At 62.2% G+C, this 17,871-nt stretch carries 16 protein-coding genes; 7 read left to right on the forward strand and 9 right to left on the reverse strand.

Going from position 1 to position 17,871, the window contains the following annotated elements; all coding sequences use genetic code 11:
* Positions 1 to 12: 12 nt before the first annotated feature.
* The 5 genes from F8N82_RS24300 to F8N82_RS24320 are packed head-to-tail and all read left to right on the forward strand — an operon-like array spanning position 13 to position 4,576.
* Positions 13 to 1,032 (forward strand): DUF5924 family protein, encoded by a 1,020-nt coding sequence (locus F8N82_RS24300; protein ID WP_038997799.1) that lies wholly within the window; start codon positions 13 to 15, stop codon positions 1,030 to 1,032.
* 38 nt (positions 1,033 to 1,070) lie between these two features.
* On the forward strand, positions 1,071 to 2,216 hold the full coding sequence (locus tag F8N82_RS24305; protein ID WP_038997800.1) for an ABC transporter permease: 1,146 nt from the start codon (positions 1,071 to 1,073) through the stop codon (positions 2,214 to 2,216).
* 29 nt (positions 2,217 to 2,245) lie between these two features.
* Positions 2,246 to 3,016: an ABC transporter ATP-binding protein gene (locus tag F8N82_RS24310; protein ID WP_371857274.1), complete on the forward strand. Its 771-nt coding sequence runs from the start codon at positions 2,246 to 2,248 to the stop codon at positions 3,014 to 3,016.
* A gap of 1 nt (position 3,017) precedes the next feature.
* Positions 3,018 to 3,956 carry an MlaD family protein gene (locus F8N82_RS24315; RefSeq protein ID WP_038997802.1) on the forward strand — a complete coding sequence of 313 codons (939 nt, stop codon included), beginning with the start codon at positions 3,018 to 3,020 and terminating at the stop codon, positions 3,954 to 3,956.
* Positions 3,953 to 4,576: an ABC-type transport auxiliary lipoprotein family protein gene (locus F8N82_RS24320; RefSeq protein WP_038997803.1), complete on the forward strand. Its 624-nt coding sequence runs from the start codon at positions 3,953 to 3,955 to the stop codon at positions 4,574 to 4,576. The genes F8N82_RS24315 and F8N82_RS24320 overlap by 4 nt, the downstream gene beginning before the upstream one ends.
* On the opposite strand, the gene F8N82_RS24325 is transcribed toward F8N82_RS24320, so the two are convergent.
* The 6 genes from F8N82_RS24325 to F8N82_RS24350 all read right to left on the reverse strand — a co-directional run bounded on the left by F8N82_RS24325 (position 4,558) and on the right by F8N82_RS24350 (position 9,935).
* Positions 4,558 to 5,787 (reverse strand): nucleoside recognition domain-containing protein, encoded by a 1,230-nt coding sequence (locus tag F8N82_RS24325; RefSeq protein ID WP_038997804.1) that lies wholly within the window; start codon positions 5,785 to 5,787, stop codon positions 4,558 to 4,560. The genes F8N82_RS24320 and F8N82_RS24325 overlap by 19 nt on opposite strands.
* A gap of 145 nt (positions 5,788 to 5,932) precedes the next feature.
* Positions 5,933 to 7,264, reverse strand: a complete 1,332-nt coding sequence (gene gltP, locus F8N82_RS24330) for a glutamate/aspartate:proton symporter GltP (protein WP_038997805.1) — start codon at positions 7,262 to 7,264, stop codon at positions 5,933 to 5,935.
* A gap of 747 nt (positions 7,265 to 8,011) precedes the next feature.
* Positions 8,012 to 8,482, reverse strand: a complete 471-nt coding sequence (locus F8N82_RS24335) for an inhibitor of vertebrate lysozyme family protein (protein ID WP_038997807.1) — start codon at positions 8,480 to 8,482, stop codon at positions 8,012 to 8,014.
* A 2-nt stretch (positions 8,483 to 8,484) separates the two neighbouring features.
* Positions 8,485 to 8,649 carry a DUF1328 domain-containing protein gene (locus F8N82_RS24340; RefSeq protein ID WP_038997808.1) on the reverse strand — a complete coding sequence of 55 codons (165 nt, stop codon included), beginning with the start codon at positions 8,647 to 8,649 and terminating at the stop codon, positions 8,485 to 8,487.
* A 45-nt stretch (positions 8,650 to 8,694) separates the two neighbouring features.
* Entirely contained in the window at positions 8,695 to 8,979 is a 285-nt protein-coding gene (locus F8N82_RS24345; RefSeq protein ID WP_038997809.1) for a hypothetical protein, read from the reverse strand.
* Between the two features lie 173 nt (positions 8,980 to 9,152).
* Positions 9,153 to 9,935 (reverse strand): BON domain-containing protein, encoded by a 783-nt coding sequence (locus F8N82_RS24350; protein WP_080764868.1) that lies wholly within the window; start codon positions 9,933 to 9,935, stop codon positions 9,153 to 9,155.
* 261 nt (positions 9,936 to 10,196) lie between these two features.
* On the opposite strand from F8N82_RS24350, the gene algB reads away from it, so the two are divergent.
* Both algB and F8N82_RS24360 read left to right on the forward strand, forming a co-directional pair.
* A complete protein-coding gene (algB, locus tag F8N82_RS24355; RefSeq protein ID WP_038997810.1) occupies positions 10,197 to 11,543 on the forward strand; it encodes a sigma-54-dependent response regulator transcription factor AlgB in 1,347 nt (448 codons plus the stop codon).
* Between the two features lie 8 nt (positions 11,544 to 11,551).
* Positions 11,552 to 13,327 (forward strand): KinB sensor domain-containing domain, encoded by a 1,776-nt coding sequence (locus F8N82_RS24360; RefSeq protein ID WP_095162563.1) that lies wholly within the window; start codon positions 11,552 to 11,554, stop codon positions 13,325 to 13,327.
* A 12-nt stretch (positions 13,328 to 13,339) separates the two neighbouring features.
* Here F8N82_RS24360 and F8N82_RS24365 read toward each other — a convergent pair whose 3' ends face one another.
* From F8N82_RS24365 to F8N82_RS24375, 3 genes are all read right to left on the reverse strand, one after another.
* Positions 13,340 to 14,959, reverse strand: coding sequence for an EAL domain-containing protein (locus F8N82_RS24365; RefSeq protein WP_038997813.1), 1,620 nt, complete (start codon positions 14,957 to 14,959; stop codon positions 13,340 to 13,342).
* Positions 14,960 to 15,034: 75 nt separating this feature from the next.
* Complete coding sequence (locus F8N82_RS24370; protein WP_038997814.1) at positions 15,035 to 15,811, reverse strand: N-acetylmuramoyl-L-alanine amidase; 777 nt, start codon at positions 15,809 to 15,811, stop codon at positions 15,035 to 15,037.
* A 62-nt stretch (positions 15,812 to 15,873) separates the two neighbouring features.
* Positions 15,874 to 17,868: a GGDEF domain-containing protein gene (locus F8N82_RS24375; protein ID WP_038997815.1), complete on the reverse strand. Its 1,995-nt coding sequence runs from the start codon at positions 17,866 to 17,868 to the stop codon at positions 15,874 to 15,876.
* Positions 17,869 to 17,871 lie beyond the last annotated feature (3 nt).

A 17,871-nucleotide genomic window follows, 5' to 3' on the forward strand; every position in this document is an offset into this window, starting at 1 on the left:
GCGAACACCTTCATGCCTCTTTACCTCCAGCGCCTGATCGAGTTGATCAAGCGCTACCCTGGGATCATCGCCCTCGGCGGTTTCATCTCCGGTGTCGGCAGCTTCATCCTGGTCGACCGCCAGGAAAGCCTGGCCAGCTGGATTGCCATCGTCATGCTCATCAGCTGGATCTGGCTGATGCTGGAAAACACCTTCACCAAGGTCTTCGCCAAGGTTTTCAAACGCGAAATCCCCCAGCCGCTGCTGCGCTACGCGACGCAGATGATCCACCAGGAAAGCCTGTTCTTCGTCCTGCCGTTCTTCTTCGTCACCACCACCTGGAACAGCGGCCAACTGGTGTTTACCGGCATCCTCGCCGCAGCCGGGCTGATCTCGATCATCGACCCGCTGTACTACAAGTGGCTGGCACCACGGCGCTGGCTGTACCTGGCGCTGCACACCCTGACCCTGTTTGCCGCGCTGCTCACCGCGCTGCCGATCATCCTGCACCTGACCACCTCGCAGAGCTTCAAGCTGGCCCTGGGCATCGCCATGCTGCTGTCGTTCCCAAGCCTGGCCAGCAGCTTCCCCATCAGCCACTGGCGCCGGGGAATCATGCTGGTGGTGATGACCCTGGCCGTCGGTGCCGGCGGCTGGATGCTGCGCTCCTGGGTGCCGCCGGCAACCCTGTGGATGACTGAAGTGGCGGTCAGCACCCAGGTCGAGAACCGTACCCCGGGCAAAAGCCTGGAACAGATCAAGGCCAGTGAAATACGCGCAGGCCTCTACGCGTTTACCGCGATCAATGCCCCGCGCGGGCTGAACGAGCGGATCTACCACGTCTGGCAATTCGAGGGCAAAGAGGTCGACCGCATCGCCCTGGACATCCAGGGCGGACGCAAGGAAGGCTATCGGGCCTGGACCCACAAGCAGAACTTCCCCGGCAACCCGGTCGGGCGTTGGCAAGTGCGGGTACTGACTGAAGACGGCCAGGTCATCGGCGTACTGCGCTTCAAGGTGGTTGACGATGGTCAAGCGCCCGCGGCCGAGTAACGCTATGCTCTGAGGCTGCGAACCGTTGGTCGGACTGCATGGAGCCTATGACTACACACGCCAGCGCCACCCTGGACACCACAAGCAGCCCGCCACGGCTGCGAATCGTCGGTGACTGGACCCTGGCCAACTACACCAGCCTCAAGCGCACCAGCGACAGCCTGGTCGGCCAATACGACCCGTCTACCGAGGTCGACCTCGACCAGCTCGGCAAGCTGGACACCGCCGGTGCTGCATTGCTGGTCGAGTTGCTGGGCGCCGAGCGCCTGGCGCGCCTGACCGAAACCGCCACGCATTTGCCGGCTGCCAGCCAGGCGCTGCTCAAGACGGTGTACTGCTCGGTGCAGGACTTCTGCATCCCGCAAAAGCAACCTGAACGCTCGGTACTGATCCAGTTGCTCAGCCGTATCGGCCGCGCGGTAGACACCCTGTGGCAAGACACTCTGCAGATCCTCGGCTTTGTCGGCCTGATCCTGCAAACCCTGTTTCTGCGCCTGTTCCAGCCCCAGCGCTGGCGGGTCACCTCGGTGGTTGCGCACATCGAGCAGACCGGCCTGGACGCCGCCCCCATCGTCGCTTTGCTGACCTTCCTGGTCGGTGCGGTGGTGGCCTTTCTCGGCGCCACGGTACTGGCAAGCTTTGGTGCCAGCATCTTTACCGTCGACCTGGTGGCGTTCTCGTTCCTGCGTGAATTCGGCGTGCTGCTGACCGCGATCCTGATGGCCGGGCGTACCGCCAGTGCCTTCACCGCGCAAATCGGCTCGATGAAGGCCAACGAAGAGATCGACGCCATCCGCACCCTGGGTCTGGATCCGGTGGAACTGCTGGTAGTGCCGCGGGTGCTGGCACTGCTGATCGCCCTGCCGTTGCTGACCTTCGTCGCCATGCTCTGCGGCATTATCGGCGGCGCGGTGGTCTGCGCACTGTCGCTGGGCATCTCGCCGGCGATGTTCCTGTCGCTGTTGCAAAGCGATATTGGCGTGCAGCATTTTCTGGTCGGCCTGGTGAAAGCACCATTCTTCGCCTTCCTGATCGCCGCCATCGGCTGCCTGGAAGGCTTCAAGGTCAGCGGCAGCGCCGAATCGGTGGGCGCCCACACCACCTCCAGCGTCGTCCAGTCGATCTTCGTGGTGATCGTGCTGGATGCCGTGGCGGCACTGTTCTTCATGGAGATGGGCTGGTGAACGAAGCCAACAGCAACGCCCGCGAGGCGGTGATCGAAGCCCGGGGCATCTGCAACCGCTTCGGTACCCAAAGCGTGCATGAGCAACTTGACCTGGACCTCTATCGCGGCGAAATCCTCGCCGTGGTCGGCGGCTCGGGCAGCGGCAAGTCGGTGTTGCTGCGCAGCATCGTCGGCTTGCGCCGGCCCAACGAAGGTCAGGTGCGGGTTTTCGGCCAGGACCTGAGTAACGCCAGCGACGAGCAGCGTTCGCTGGTCGAGCGGCGGTTCGGCGTGCTGTTCCAGAAGGGCGCGTTGTTCTCGTCACTGACCGTCACCGAGAACGTCGCCTTGCCGCTGATCGAGCACGCGGGCCTGAGCCGCGCCGATGCCGAGCACCTGGCCGGGGTCAAGCTGGCCCTGGCCGGGTTGCCGATTTCTGCGGCAGACAAATACCCGTCGTCGCTGTCCGGCGGCATGATCAAGCGCGCGGCACTGGCCCGGGCGCTGGCCCTGGACCCGGACATCCTGTTTCTCGACGAACCCACCGCCGGCCTCGACCCGATTGGCGCGGCGGCCTTCGACCAGCTCATCCTGACCTTGCGCGACGCCCTGGGCCTGAGCGTGTTCCTGATCACCCACGACCTGGACACCCTCTACACCATCACCGACCGCGTCGCGGTACTGTCGCAGAAGAAGGTGCTGGTGGCCGGGCCCATTGCCCAGGTCGAAGACACCGACGACGCCTGGATTCACGACTACTTTCATGGCCCGCGTGGCCGCGCGGCGTACCAGGCCGCTACAGCGCCCAAGGAGCTCTGAGATGGAAACCCGTGCACATCATGTCCTGATCGGCCTGGTCACCGTGCTGGTGGTGGCCGGCGCCATGCTGTTCGGCCTGTGGCTGACCAAGTCCAGCGTCGACAGCACCTTCAAGGACTACGAAGTGGTCTTCAACGAAGCTGTGTCCGGTTTGTCCCGGGGCAGCTCGGTGCAGTACAGCGGCATCAAGGTTGGCGATGTCACCAGCCTGCGCCTGGACCCCAACGACCCGCGCCGGGTCCTGGCCCAGGTGCGCCTGAGCGCCGACACGCCGGTCAAGGAAGACACCCAGGCCAAACTGACCCTGACCGGCATCACCGGCACCTCGTTCATCCAGCTCAGCGGTGGTACGCCGCAAAGCCCGGAGCTCAAGGGCAAGGACGGCAAGCTGCCGGTGATCGTCGCCTCGCCGTCGCCGATCGCGCGTCTGCTGGACGACAGCAGTGACCTGATGACCAACATCAACGCCCTGGTGCACAACGCCAACCAGCTGTTCTCCGAGGACAATGTCACGCGCCTGAGCAACACCCTGAGCAACCTCGAACAGACCACCGGTGCGTTCAACGACCAACGCGGCGACATCCGCGAAGGCATCCAGCAACTGGCCCAGGTCGGCAAACAGGCCGGCGCCATGCTTGAGCAGACCAGCGAGCTGATGCGCAACGCCAACGCCCTGCTCAGCAGCCAGGGCAAGCAGATGTTCGGCAGCGCCGAACAAGCCATGCAGTCGCTGGCGCAAAGCACCGATACCATCAACAAGCTGCTCAATGACAATCGCGAAGCCATCGACGGCGGCGCCCAGGGCTTCAATCAACTGGCACCGGCAATCCGCGAGCTGCGCGACACCCTGACCTCGCTCAAAGGTATCTCCCAGCGCCTGGAGGCCAACCCCAGCGGCTACCTGCTGGGCCGTGACAAAAACAAGGAGTTCGAGCCATGAGCCGTACCTGCCGCTACCTTGCCCTCGCCACTGTGCTGAGCCTGAGCAGCGCCTGCTCGATCCTGCCCCAGGCCGAGCCTGCCGATGTCTACCGACTGCCTTCGGCGCAGAACACCCGTAGCGTGGCGCACAGCGCAGCGTGGTCGCTGCGGATCAACAAGCCGATTGCCAGCGATGCCCTGAACAGCCCGCGCATCGCCGTAGTGCCGCAAGGCAACCTGATCAGCAGCTACAAAGGCGCGCGCTGGAGCGACCCGGCGCCGACGCTGCTGCGCAATCGCATGCTCGATGCCTTCCAGCGTGATGGCCGGGTGCAGCGCCTGAGCGCCGACGACAGCAACCTGCAAGGCGATTATGAAATTGCCGGTGAACTGCAGGCCTTTCAGAGCGAGTACAGCGCCGATGGCCTGGCCGTGGTGATCCGCTACGACGCCCGCCTGGTGCAGGGCCGCAGCCAGCGCATCCTTGCCAGCCAGCGCTTCGAGGTACGCCAGCCGCTGAGCGAAAAGCAGGTTGCAGCAGTGGTCAGCGGCTTCGGCTCAGCCAGCGACCAGTTGATGAAGCAACTGGTCGACTGGACGGTGAATCAGGCCGCTCAGCTTCAGGCGAAGAACCAGTAGCAGACGAAGATCGCCGCGATCACCCCGGCCAGCTCCGCCAGCAGCGCGCACCCTACCGCATGGCGGGCGCGCTGGATCCCGACGGCGCCGAAGTACACCGCCAGCACGTAGAAGGTGGTTTCGGTGCTGCCCTGGATGGTCGCTGCCACCAGGGCCGGGAAGCTGTCCACGCCGTGGGTCTGCATGGTTTCGATGAGCATCGCCCGTGCCGCACTGCCGGAAAACGGCTTGACCAGCGCCGTGGGCAGGCCCTCGACAAAGCGGGTATCCCAGCCCAGCCACGCGACCGCATGACGGATGCCGTCCAGGGCCAGCTCCAGGGCCCCTGAGGCGCGCAGCACGCCGACGGCGCAAAGCATGGCAACCAGATAGGGCAACAGGCTCTTGGCGACGTCAAAGCCCTCCTTGGCGCCTTCCACAAAGGTTTCATAGACCTTCACCCGCTTCAGCGCGCCGATCACCAGGAACAGGATGATCAGACCGAACAGGGTCAGGTTGCCCAGAATCGACGACAAGCCCGCCAGCGCAGTGGCCGACAGGGTAGCGAGAAACGCCATGAAGCCGCCCAGCAGCAGGGCGCCCGGGATCAGATAAGCCAGCACCACCGGGTCCCACAGACGCAGACGCTGCATCACCGCCACCGACAGCAGGCCGACCAGGGTCGAGGCGCTGGTGGCGAGCAGGATCGGCAGGAACACCAGGGTCGGGTCCATAGCCCCTTGTTGGGCGCGGTACATGAAGATGGTCACCGGCAGCAGGGTCAGCGACGAGGCGTTGAGCACCAGGAAGAGGATCTGCGCGTTGCTGGCAGTGGTCGAGCTGGGGTTGAGCTCCTGCAGCGCACGCATGGCCTTGAGGCCGATGGGCGTGGCGGCGTTGTCCAGGCCCAGGCCGTTGGCGGCAAAGTTCAGGGTGATCAGGCCCAGGGCCGGGTGGCCGGGCGGGACCTCCGGCATCAGCCGGGCGAACAGCGGGCCGAGGACCTTGGCCAGCCATTCGACGATACCGGCCTGTTCGGCAATCTTCAAAAAGCCCAGCCACAGGGTCAGGGTACCGAATAGCAGGACCATGACCTCGACCGAGAGCTTGGCCATGGCGAAGATACTTTCGACCATTGCCGCGAAGATCCCGGCGTTACCGCCCACCAGCCATTGGGCCATGGCCGAGATGGCCGCGACGATGAAAAAACCAAGCCAAAGGCCGTTGAGCATCCGTTATTCCCCCCAAAGATGGCGCAAATGATAGCGGGGTGGGTTGGCTTCGCGCCATAAACGTCGACTTAGGCGCCGTCTTCATCGCGGGTCCAACAAAAAAGCCCCGACCAGGTCGGGGCTTTTCGTACAGCCAGGTTAGCGCTTACTTGCTGGCAGGCTTGCCAGCCGGTACAGCTTCCTTGCTGCGCCAGTGCGGCAGCGAGTTCCAGTAGCGCTGGCCCTTGGCGTCGTCGTACATGCCTTCCCAACGGGCGATTACCAGTACCGCCAGGGCGTTGCCGATCACGTTCAGGGCGGTACGCGCCATGTCCATGATGCGGTCGACACCGGCGATGAAGGCCAGGCCTTCCAGCGGGATACCCACGCTGCCCAGGGTGGCCAGCAGGACCACGAAGGACACGCCCGGTACGCCGGCGATGCCTTTGGAGGTGACCATCAGGGTCAGCACCAGCAGCAGCTGCTGGCTCAGCGACAGGTCGATGCCGTACAACTGGGCGATGAAGATCGCCGCGATGCTCTGGTACAGGGTCGAACCGTCAAGGTTGAACGAGTAGCCGGTCGGGACCACGAAGCTGCAGATGGCTTTCGGCGCACCGTAGGCTTCCATCTTCTCGATCACGCGCGGCAGCACGGTCTCGGAGCTGGCGGTGGAGTAAGCCAGGACCAACTCGTCCTTGAAGATGCGCATCAGCTTGATCACCGAGAAGCCGAACAGGCGGGCAATCAGGCCAAGGACCATGAAGGCGAAGAAGGCGATGGCGAAATACACCAGCAGCACCAGCTTGGCCAGCGGCAGCAGCGAAGCGAAACCGAAGTTGGCGACGGTCACTGCGATCAGCGCGAACACACCGATTGGCGCGTAGTTCATGATCATGTGAGTGACCTTGAACATGGCTTCGGAGACGCCCTGGAAGGTTTTCACCAGCGGGTCGCGGATGTCTGCCTGCAGGCTCGACAGGCCCAGGCCGAACAGTACCGAGAAGAAGATGATCGGCAGCATCTCACCGCGCATCAGCGCTGCGAAGATGTTCGACGGGATCAGGTTGAGGATGGTCTCGATGAACGCATGCTCATGCTGAACCTCGGCTGCGGTGGCCTGGTACTTGGAGATGTCGACGGTACCCAGGGTGCTCATGTCGATGCCGGCGCCCGGGTGGAACAGGTTAGCCAGCACCAGACCGACGACGATGGCGATGGTGGTCACCACCTCGAAGTAGATAATGGTCTTGAGGCCGATACTGCCGAGTTTTTTCGCGTCGCCAACCCCGGCGATACCCACGATCAGCGACGAAATCACGATCGGGATGACGATCATCTTGATCAGGCGAATGAAGATGTCACCGGCAGGTTGCAGGACGTTACTGATCCACCATGCCTTTTCTGCACTGAAATGGTTCAGTAAAGCGCCGATTGCAATCCCCAGTACCAGACCGATGAGGATCTGCCAGGCGAGGCTTAGCTTTGCCTTCTTCATGTCGTTACCTTTTCTTCAAGTGGAAACAGCCACCAGGCGGATAACCGCGACCCAGAGCTGTTGCCAGCAATCTGTATCGTTTGTTGTTATCTACCGATGACATCGTAAAAGGTCACCGCAAGCGAGCGTAGGAACGCTCAGGCCAGCGAAAAAAGGCGCAACTATTCCGACGTGGGGGGGCTCCGTCTAATGCCGTAAACGACTACCCCATGCCGAATCGGCATGAGGTTTATCGGCCAAATCGTACGTCACAATGGGTTATTCACCTACCGTTCGGAATTCCGACGATGGCCAAAGCGCCATAATCCGGCAGATATAGAGGTATCCACCTGCGTGGCAAAGGCCTTTGTTCGACAATCCGAATGCGTGAAATCGCTGCGACTTTGGTAGGGCGGCGGGGTGAAAAAATATCGATGTACGGTCGGGCAAAAATATGCGTCGACAGCTTCGGTAGGAAAAACGAATTTGTTGCGGGGATAAGGCGATTGCCTGAAAAAGCGCTACGGAAGTCCGGTCGGGCACTTCTGCCTGAAGGCAGTTGCCCGACCCGGAACTTCCGCTACCGCTTCACCTGACCCGGCCCTCATCGGAGGTACTCCCTGTACCCCTAGGCCCCTCCGATCCTGAAACAATCAGAGCAGCCCGGCCCCCTGGTCATGCGCCTGCCTTCCTCGGGCGGCGCATCATAGAAGCCTGAAAGGGGAAAAGGTTCAGCTTCTATATATGTACTGATGTGTGAGCAACACCTCAGTACCAGTTCGGATCACGCTTGAGTTGCTCCTTGAGCAGGGCCTGCATGCCTTCGTCCGGCTTGCCCAGCCAACGGTAGTCGGCGTGGCGTGTGGGCGACTTGTCGGACGGCAGGCCTTCGGGCACTTCCACCAGCATCCCGTAGGCATCGTCCTTGTCCCAACTGAAGGCGACGATCAGACGCTTGTTCAGGCATTTCTGCTCGGACTCGCACAACGGTCCGACCAGATACTTCTCGCCATCTTCCTCAACCGCCGACATCTGTTGCTCGGAAGCTCCACTCAGGTTGAGGACCCATTCGGGCAAGCGCTCTTCGTTTTTGACCACGTCCTGCCAGGTTTCCCGGTATTCAGGGTCCGAGCCAAGAATCTGGTTGGCGCGGACCTGGCCGTCATTGGCCGCCATTGCCGCTGCGCTGCCGCCCATGATCAGGGCGGCAACCAGGGCTCTGCCTAGCGTTGTGCTCATATTCAGCCCCTACCGCGGCGACCAAAGAAGAAGGACACCACGAACAGCACCAGGAAGATAACGAACAGAATCTTCGCGATACCGGTAGCGGCGCCGGCGATACCACCGAAGCCCAGCACGGCAGCGACAATGGCGATAATCAGGAAGGTGATGGCCCAACTCAACATGGTGATTCTCCTTACCGTTTTGGGAAGAGGTCCTTGGGTGCTCGCTTAAAACACCCAGCGATCACGTGGTGCAGCGGTGTCAACAACGGCAGGGGTGGCCACTGGCGTAGACAGTGCGACCCTGGCCTGCAGCGGGGCAACGGAGCGTTGCGCCTGAACCTGCGCCACCAGCGCTGCCTGGGCAACCAGCTGCTCGGCGCTGCGCGCGTTTTCCCAGCTGTTATAGAGCTGACCGGCAATCAGGGTCAGCAGCAACGCCAGGCTGAAAAACAGGCCCTGGCGCAACTGAAGCGAGGAAACCTGCGCTAGGGTGGCGGTTTGGCGGTTCATGCCGTGCTCCTCCTGCTGCGTTTATTGTTGACTTGGTGTAGTCATTGCAGCCTGCATGCCAGCCTTTGAAACAATTTTTTATTGTTATAAATCAATAACTTATCTTTAAAGTCAGTTCCTGTCTAAAACGTATCCTGCACGATCGGGCCCAAGCGCTCGTGCGTTTTGCATGATCAGCCCGATACCTTGGTGGCCACCTTGAGCATGTCGGCATCCACCCCGCGCACACCGCGAATCTGCCGGGCGACCTCAACGGCAATGGTCTTCTGCTCACTGCTGACCACCTCGCCAGACAAGCGCACCACGCCATCCTGGGTCGCCACTTTGATGTTTGGACCATCGAGATTGCGGCTATACAGAAAACTGGTCTGCACCTTGTCGTTGATCCAGGCGTCGCTAAGCGGCGGATCGGCAATCAGCTCCTGGTGCTCTTCGCGCAGCCTGGCCATGTCGGCAGCACTGAGGCTGATCAGGTTGTTGACCAGGTAAACACCCTCGGTGGAGCTTGCCAGCACGCCCGCCAGCTCCTTGGCTTCGGCACTGCTGACCTGGCCGCGCAGGGTGACCACGCCTTCACGGCTGTCCACTTCTATAGGGGCTGCTTGGGTGTGGGTGCTCCACAACAGGCGCGCACGGATAATCGAGGCGAGGGTCGCGTCCTCCAGGCGCTGGGCATAGGCGCGCCGCTCCAGCGGTTGCTCGATCAGTTCGGCATTTACCTTGAGGTCGTTCTGCACTGTCTCGATGCCGCGGGTGGCCAGGGCCACGCGTTCGGCGAGCTGACGCTCGACCTCGTTTTCCACCTCACCGCGCAAATGCGCCGTGCTGCCCAGGACCTTGACCTCGATCTTGAACGGATTGAGCAAACGGTTGAGCGCCAGTGCAGTTTGCAAGGCACCTTCCTGGCGCGCCTGCTCCACGCTGGAAGAAGGCGTTTGGGCGGCGCTGCTGACCATTGGCAGCAGCAGGAACAGGGCAGTAGCGACTGCCAACGGATAGGGCGCGGACATGAAAAAGCCTCCGATGGGTCAGAGTCTTTTGTCCTCGCAGAGCCGGTGTCAGTTCCTTCCAGATCAACAACCGCTGGTTTTTCAGTGAGTTAGATAAGTACTGGGCGAACAGCTACCATGCAGACAGCGGAATGAATCAGAATGAACCATGCAACTTGCCCGATTTTTCCGACACTAACCTAGATCATTCTTAAAGGAGCGTAGGAAATGGAGTCAGCCCAGGAGCATCAAGGCCGTATTCTGCTGGTCGACGATGAGTCCGCCATCCTGCGAACCTTCCGTTACTGTCTTGAAGACGAAGGCTACAGCGTTGCCACTGCCAACAGTGCGGCGCAGGCCGAAACCCTGCTGCAACGACAAGTCTTCGACCTGTGCTTCCTCGACCTGCGTCTGGGTGAAGATAACGGCCTGGATGTACTGGCGCAGATGCGTATTCAGGCGCCGTGGATGCGCGTGGTGATCGTCACCGCACATTCGGCGGTCGACACTGCGGTGGATGCGATCCAGGCCGGCGCCGCCGATTACCTGGTCAAGCCGTGCAGCCCTGATCAGTTGCGCCTGGCCACCGCCAAGCAACTGGAAGTCCGTCAGCTGTCGGCGCGCCTGGAAGCTCTGGAAGGTGAAGTGCGCAAACCCAAGGACGGCCTCGACTCGCACAGCCCGGCGATGATGGTGGTGCTGGAAACCGCCCGCCAGGTTGCCACCACCGACGCCAACATCCTCATCCTCGGTGAATCCGGTACCGGTAAAGGTGAACTGGCCCGCGCCATTCACGGCTGGAGCAAGCGCGCACGCAAGGCCTGCGTGACCATCAATTGCCCGTCGCTGACTGCCGAGCTGATGGAAAGCGAGCTATTCGGCCATAGCCGCGGGGCCTTTACCGGCGCCAGCGAAAGCACCCTGGGCCGGGTCAACCAGGCCGACGGCGGTACCTTGTTCCTCGACGAAATCGGCGATTTCCCGCTGACCCTGCAACCCAAGCTGCTGCGTTTTATTCAGGACAAGGAATACGAGCGGGTAGGCGACCCGGTAACCCGCCGCGCCGATGTGCGGATTTTGGCCGCGACCAACCTCAACCTCGAGGACATGGTCCGCGAAGGGCGCTTCCGTGAAGACCTGCTGTACCGCCTGAATGTCATCACCCTGCACCTGCCGCCGTTGCGCGAGCGCAGCGAGGACATCCTCACCCTGGCCGATCGCTTCCTCGCCCGCTTCGTAAAAGAATACTCACGCCCGGCCCGCGCATTCAGCGACGAAGCCCGCGCCGCGCTGCTCAACTACCGCTGGCCCGGCAATATCCGCGAGCTGCGCAACGTGGTTGAACGGGCGAGCATCATCTGCGCCCAGGAGCGCGTCGAGATCAGCCACCTGGGCATGGCCGAACAACCGGCCAGCAACGCCCCGCGTATTGGCGCAGCGCTGAGCCTGGATGAACTGGAACGCGCCCACATCGGTGCGGTACTGGCCACCAGCGAAACCCTCGACCAGGCCGCCAAGACCCTCGGTATCGACGCCTCGACCCTGTACCGCAAACGCAAGCAGTACAACTTATGAAACTGGCGATGAAGCTGCGCACGCGGCTTTTCCTCAGCATTTCAGCATTGATCACCGTCGCCCTGTTCGGCTTGCTGCTGGGCCTGGTCAGCGTGCTGCAAATGGCCAGTGCGCAACAGGCGCTAGTGCGAGAAAACTCGACAACCCTCGACCTGGGCCTGAAGCTGCGGCAGAACCTGGGCGAGCAATTGACCCTGCTGCTGGACGCCGCCCCGGACAAACCAGCCCTCGAAAACTTGCAAAGTCAGTTCCAGCAACTGCTGGACGAAGGCATCAACCATGACGATGACAGCCCTGGCGATCAGGGCTTTGCCAAGGCCAACATCGATTACCAGGCGTTCCTCCAGGCCTACCGCAGCAGCAGCGCTCCGGCACAAAGCCTGGGCGCCGACCAGCCGCTGGGCCACGCCTTCAATCTACTGCGCGCCGACCTGGTCGAGTCGCACAAGCGCGCGTTGCAGCACATCAACGAAAGCGAGCAGAAAGCCCATGCTCGCGCCCTGCTGATTGGCAGCTTGCTCGGCCTGGTTGGCCTGACAGTATTGATTCTCGGTTTTGTCACCGCCCATGGTATCGCCCGCCGGGTCGGCCAACCGATCGAAGCACTGGCTAAAGCCGCCGACCAGATCGGCCAGGGCAACTTCGAGGTCACCCTGCCGGTGTCCCACGCGCTGGAGCTGAACCAGCTGACCCGTCGCTTTGGCCTGATGGCCGAAGCCTTGCGCAAGCATCAGGCGACCAACATCGACGAAGTGCTGGCCGGCCAGCAGCGCTTGCAAGCGGTGCTCGACAGTATCGACGACGGCTTGCTGATCATCGATCGCCAAGGCCATCTGGAGCACCTCAACCCGGTCGCCCAGCGCCAGCTGGGCTGGGAAGATACCCGCCTGGGTACCGGGCTTGGCGATGCGCTGCAACGCCCGGAGCTGGATGAACAGCTGCGCCTGGTGCTGCGCGGCGGCACCCTGGACCGGGTACCCGACGACCTCAGCCTGGAAATAGATGAAGAAACCCGGCTGCTGTCCTACAGCCTGACCCCGGTATGCCACCCGCAAGGGCAAATCCTCGGCGCAGTGATGGTGCTGCACGACGTCACTGAACAACGCGCCTTCGAGCGGGTACGCAGCGAGTTCGTCCTGCGCGCTTCCCATGAACTGCGCACGCCGGTAACCGGCATGCACATGGCCTTCGGCCTGTTGCGCGAGCGCCTGAGCTTTGCCCCTGGCTCGCGGGAAGCGGACTTGTCCGACACTATCAGCGAAGAGATGCAGCGCCTGAACCAGTTGATCAATGACCTGCTGAACTTCTCCCGTTACCAGAGCGGCCTGCAAAAGCTCGAACTTACCCCCTGTGCCATCGACGAATTGCTGGGCCGTGCCTGCGAGCGTTTTACCGCTGCGGCCAACGACAAGCAGATCGAGCTGCTGGTCGAACTTACCGCGCCCCTGCCGCGCATCCAGGCCGACCCGGCGCAGTTGGACCGGGTCATGGACAACCTGCTCGACAACGCCGTGCGCCATACGCCAACTGCCGGGCGCATCCGCTTGCATGCGCGCCGCCACGCCGAGCGGGTAATCATCAGTATCGAAGACAACGGTGAAGGCATCGCCTACGGCCAGCAGGGCAGGATCTTCGAGCCGTTCGTCCAGGTCGGACGCAAAAAGGGTGGCGCCGGCCTGGGCCTGGCACTGTGCAAGGAGATTGTCCAACTGCACGGCGGGCGCATGGGTGTGTATTCACGACCCGGCCAGGGTACGCAGTTCTATATGGCCTTGCCGGTCTGAATCGCCTGCGGCTCAGGCTTCGTCGTCGATGCGTCGGGGCCCGAGACGCCGGCCGCGGGTGATCAGTTCGATGAACTGGCGGGCATTGAGCGGATGGGCGAACAACCAGCCCTGACCGTAATTGACCCCTTCACTGTTGAGCAGCAAGGCCTGGTCTTCGTACTCGATGCCTTCGGCAATCACCCGCAACTGCAGAGCGTGGGCCATGCGGATAATGTGCGGCGCCACCCCGCTGCTGGCCGCATCATGGCCCAGGGCATCGATAAACGCCTTGTCGATCTTCAGGCAATCAACCGGCAACGTTTGCAGGTAGGCCAGGCTGCAATAGCCGGTGCCGAAATCGTCGATCAGCACCTGATGCCCAACAGCGCGCAAGGCTTGCAGGTTGTCCCGGGCCACAACGACATCGATCAGCCCGCGCTCAGTGACCTCGAAGGCTATCTGGCTGGCTGCGACATGGTGCAAGGCCAGCAAGCGCGCCGCCACCCGGCCGATTCTCGGCACCATCACATCGCAAGCAGCCAGGTTGACCGAGATGTACAACTGGCGATTGGCGCGCAGCAACTGGCCCAGTTGCTCCAGCACCCGCTGCAGGACGAAATCGGTGATCTGGCGGATCTGCCCGGTGTTCTCCGCCAGCGGAATGAACAGGTCCGGGCTGGTCAGCGTGCCGTCCGCGCGACGCCAGCGCACCAGGGCTTCAGCCCCGACACAGCGGCGGCTGGTGAGCTCGAAAATCGGCTGGTAGAGCACCTGCAGCTCGCCACGACGCAGCGCACCTTGCAGCTCTGAACTCATCGAGCGACGTTGTCGAATAAGCTGCAACACCAGCCAACCAATGCACCAGGCCAGGACCAGACTGCCGGGAAACAGCAACCAGAGAATGCCGTTCATCTTCAGCGGCATGCTCGCGCGGGGTGCGATCAGCACCAGCTGATAGTCCGGTGACTTGGTCGGCATGCGATAAATCAGCCGGTCAGGCAACTCCAGCAGCGAACCACTGGACGCAGGCGGCCAGTCGGCGGACGGCGGCCAGACCTGCGGCGGGCCGAGAACCGGTACCGCTCGTGTGCCGTTGTCGAGCACCACCAGCAGGCTACCTTCGGGCGGCAGGTCAACCACGTCGGTGATGTGCCCGCGGGAAGTAGCGACCAAAAATTTGCCGCGGCCAAGCATCAGCGCCGCCAGGTTGTCATCGGGTTCGGTGGTCGTGTTGAGCCAGTAACTGTAGGTCGGCCCCTGGATATCGGCAGGGCGTAGCGGGTTGATGGCGCGCTCGCCGACACGATTGGAACAGGCGATGTTGCCATCGACGTAAGCGGCCTCGTAGACGAAGCGGTAATTGAAGGCGACCTGCTGCAACGCCGTCAGCATACTGGCATCGCAACCTCGCACCGGTTGCGACTGCAACTGATCGACACCTTCGCGCAGCTGGCCGAATATCTGCTCCAGGCGGGCGAGAAAGCGCTCGCCCTTGGCGTTCATCTGCTCGATTTCACTTTGCTGCATCTGGTGCATTGCCACGCCAAAGCTGGCGGTGAGCAGCAGGACCGCGCTGGCCGTAGCCGCGAGTGTGGCCAGTAACCAGGGACGATAGAGCAAATGGCGCAGCACGGAGAGGGCAGCTGACATCAATAATTATCCAGTTGAATACCAAGAGGTATAGCAACTGCCAGTCAAGTCAGCCTGCCCGTTGGGCGGTGGGGCTCAACGACGGCTATTGAGCACCTGCAACATGGCGGCCGTCTGGGCGTCCGGCGTCCCATCGAATCGCTGCGGGCGAAAGCGCATCTGGAAAGCCGCCAGCACATGTTTGGTACTGACATCGTACTCACCGGTCTGCTCGATGGCGTAGCCAAAGCGCTTCAACTGTTGCTGATACCAGGTGATGCTCGGCGGGTTGACGCTGAAATACGCCTGCTGTTGGGCCACGGCCTGTGCATTCGGCCAGACCCCAAGCCCCGCGTCTGCCAGGCGCTTCCAGGGGAACATCGGGCCCGGATCGAGTTTGCGCAGCGGCGCGATATCGCTGTGGCCGATGATGTAGCGAGGCTTGATGTTGTTGCGCTTGACGATGTCCTTGAGCAGGACGATCAACGCCTGGACCTGTGCCTCGGTATAAGGGTGCCAGACCCGCCCGGTTGGCGTGTCGGTAAAGCCGGGGTTGACGATCTCGATACCAATGGAGGTGGAGTTGAGCCAGGTACGGCCATCCCACTGACTGTCACCGGCATGCCAGGCACGGCGGCTCTCGTCGACCAGTTGATAAACGGTCGCCGGCGAGTCGCCAATCAGGTAATGGCTGCTGACCTCGCCGTGAGTCAGCAAGGCCAGCGAGCGCTCCAGCGAAGCGTTGGTGTAATGCAGGACGACGAACTGGATACGTTCGTCCTGGTTGACCGAAGTATGGCTGCGGTCGATCCGCAAGCCGTTGGCGCAACCTGCCAGCGTCAGCAGCAGGAGGGCGGTGAAAAACGCTTTCATGGAGAGGGCACTGTGATGAGAGTCTGCAAAGCGTAAGCTTAACGTATCCTCGCGTTTGCCACTCAGCCCTGTTCGACGCGATTTCGACCAAGATGTTTCGCCCGGTACAGCGCTTCATCGGCCCGCTTGAGCACCACTTCGCTGCGTTCACCGCTGCGAAATGCGCTGATACCGATGGACAGGGTGATGGTCACCCGCTCACCCTTGAAGTGGAACGGGCAGGCTTCGATGGCTGCACGCAAGGTTTCCGCCAGCTGGCAGCCGGCAGGCAGCGAGGTTTGCGGGATCAGCAGGACGAATTCTTCACCGCCAAAACGGGCGATGAAATCATTGCTGCGCAGGCGCTTGCGCAGCACGCTGGCGACAATTTTCAGGACTTTGTCGCCGGCCAGGTGGCCATAGCTGTCGTTGATACGCTTGAAATGGTCGAGGTCGAGGATCGCCATTAACAGATGGCCGCCGTTTTCCTGCCATTCCAGCACTTCCTGATCAACCCGTTCCGACCAGGCGGCGCGGTTGGGCAGGCCGGTGAGCGGATCGATGAGGGCTTTCTGGCGCTGTTCTTCAAGGTGCTCGCGGTAGCCCAGGGCTTCCTGCTCCATGCTTGCCACCCGTTCGGCCAGGCCTTGCAGGCGGTTGGCCATGTCCTGCTCGCGCTGATCGCGCTGTTGCTGGTGCTCGTCCATCGTGCCAAGCAAGCCTTCGAGGCGGTTTTCGAGGATGTGCTTGAGGCTGCCCAGGTCAGCCGCGCCCTGCACACTGCTTTGCAGACCATCGACCTGCTCACGCAACTGGCTGTCGAGGTCGCGGGATGCCGAGGTATTGTCGGCATGGCCTTCGCTGGCTTCGTGCAGATGGCTCTGGAACGACTCCAGGCGTTCGTTGAGTTGCTGCAGGTAGGCTTCGAATTCGTGCTGGCCACTGTCATTGATTGCCAGCATCAGCACGGCCAGGTCATCCAGTACCGGCAGCAGCTCGTACCAGTTCAGGCCGTGCTCCAGGCGCTCGCGCATCGACTGCGCCTGGGCCTTGTGGCGTTCAGGCAGGGTCAGGTCGTCGAGCAGGCCAAGCAGGGTGTCTTCGATATGTGCCGCGACCGAGCTGTAGGTTGGCTCGGTGCCGTCGGGCAGGGCATATTGCGCCTCTTCGTCATCCACGGGCTCGGCTTCTGACGCGTCAGTCTGCGGCTCGTCAGGGCTGTGTTCGAGCAAGGCCAGTACATCCTGCTCAGTCTCTGGCGGGACAGGCTCGCCCTGCACTGGCAGCTCGGCTTCGGCTACCGGCTCGATTGGTCGCTCTGCAACCGGCTCGGGCTCAAGCACGGCCTCAACCTGCGGCACTTCGCTAACTTCAGGTTCGGCTGACGCAGGCTCGATTGTTTCGGTGAGTACCTCTGGAGCAGCCGGCATGGGCTGCAGCTCATCGATATCGATAGCGAGGGGGTCATGCACCACAGGCGCAGGCTGCTCCCTGACCTCAGGTGCGGCTACGGCCGTGCCTGCGAGCGCCGGTTGCAGGGTTTCTGCCTCGGCTTCGCGGTTACCGAACAGACGCTGCAGCAAGCCGGGGCGCTGCGCCTCTTCCGGCCGCTCCAGCGCCGACAGCGCCTGGCCCTGCAAACCGCTCAGCTCGCCCAGTAGCAAGGGCATCTCGCGGGATTGGCTGGCACGGGCCTCGACCTGCTTGGCAAATTTTTTCAGCGGCCGGCTGACGTCGCTGGGCAACGGCAGGGTCTGCAATTGGCTGACCAGCGAGGTGAGGGCAGTGGTGACCTGGGCAATACGGGTCTCCCGGCGCTGCTCGGAATCGAGCACGGCCTTTTCCAGGCGCGGGATCAAGCCGGCAAGAGCGGCGTCCATGTTGTCGGTGCGGATCACCTCGCGCATTTCCTTCATGCACTGGTCTACCGCACGGTCGCTGCCTTCGGCGGCCAGGGTGCTGCGCACAAGACCACGGCGCAACAGGTCGAGACGAGCCTCCCAACGGCGCTCCAGCTTCTCTTGCTGTTCGATACTCTTGAGGTATTTTTCTTTCCAGCGCTGGGCTTCGTCGGTCATGCC

Origin of the sequence: Pseudomonas fluorescens, from assembly GCF_902497775.2 — a bacterium.
In the GTDB taxonomy this organism is placed as follows: Bacteria; Pseudomonadota; Gammaproteobacteria; order Pseudomonadales; family Pseudomonadaceae; genus Aquipseudomonas; species Aquipseudomonas putida_F.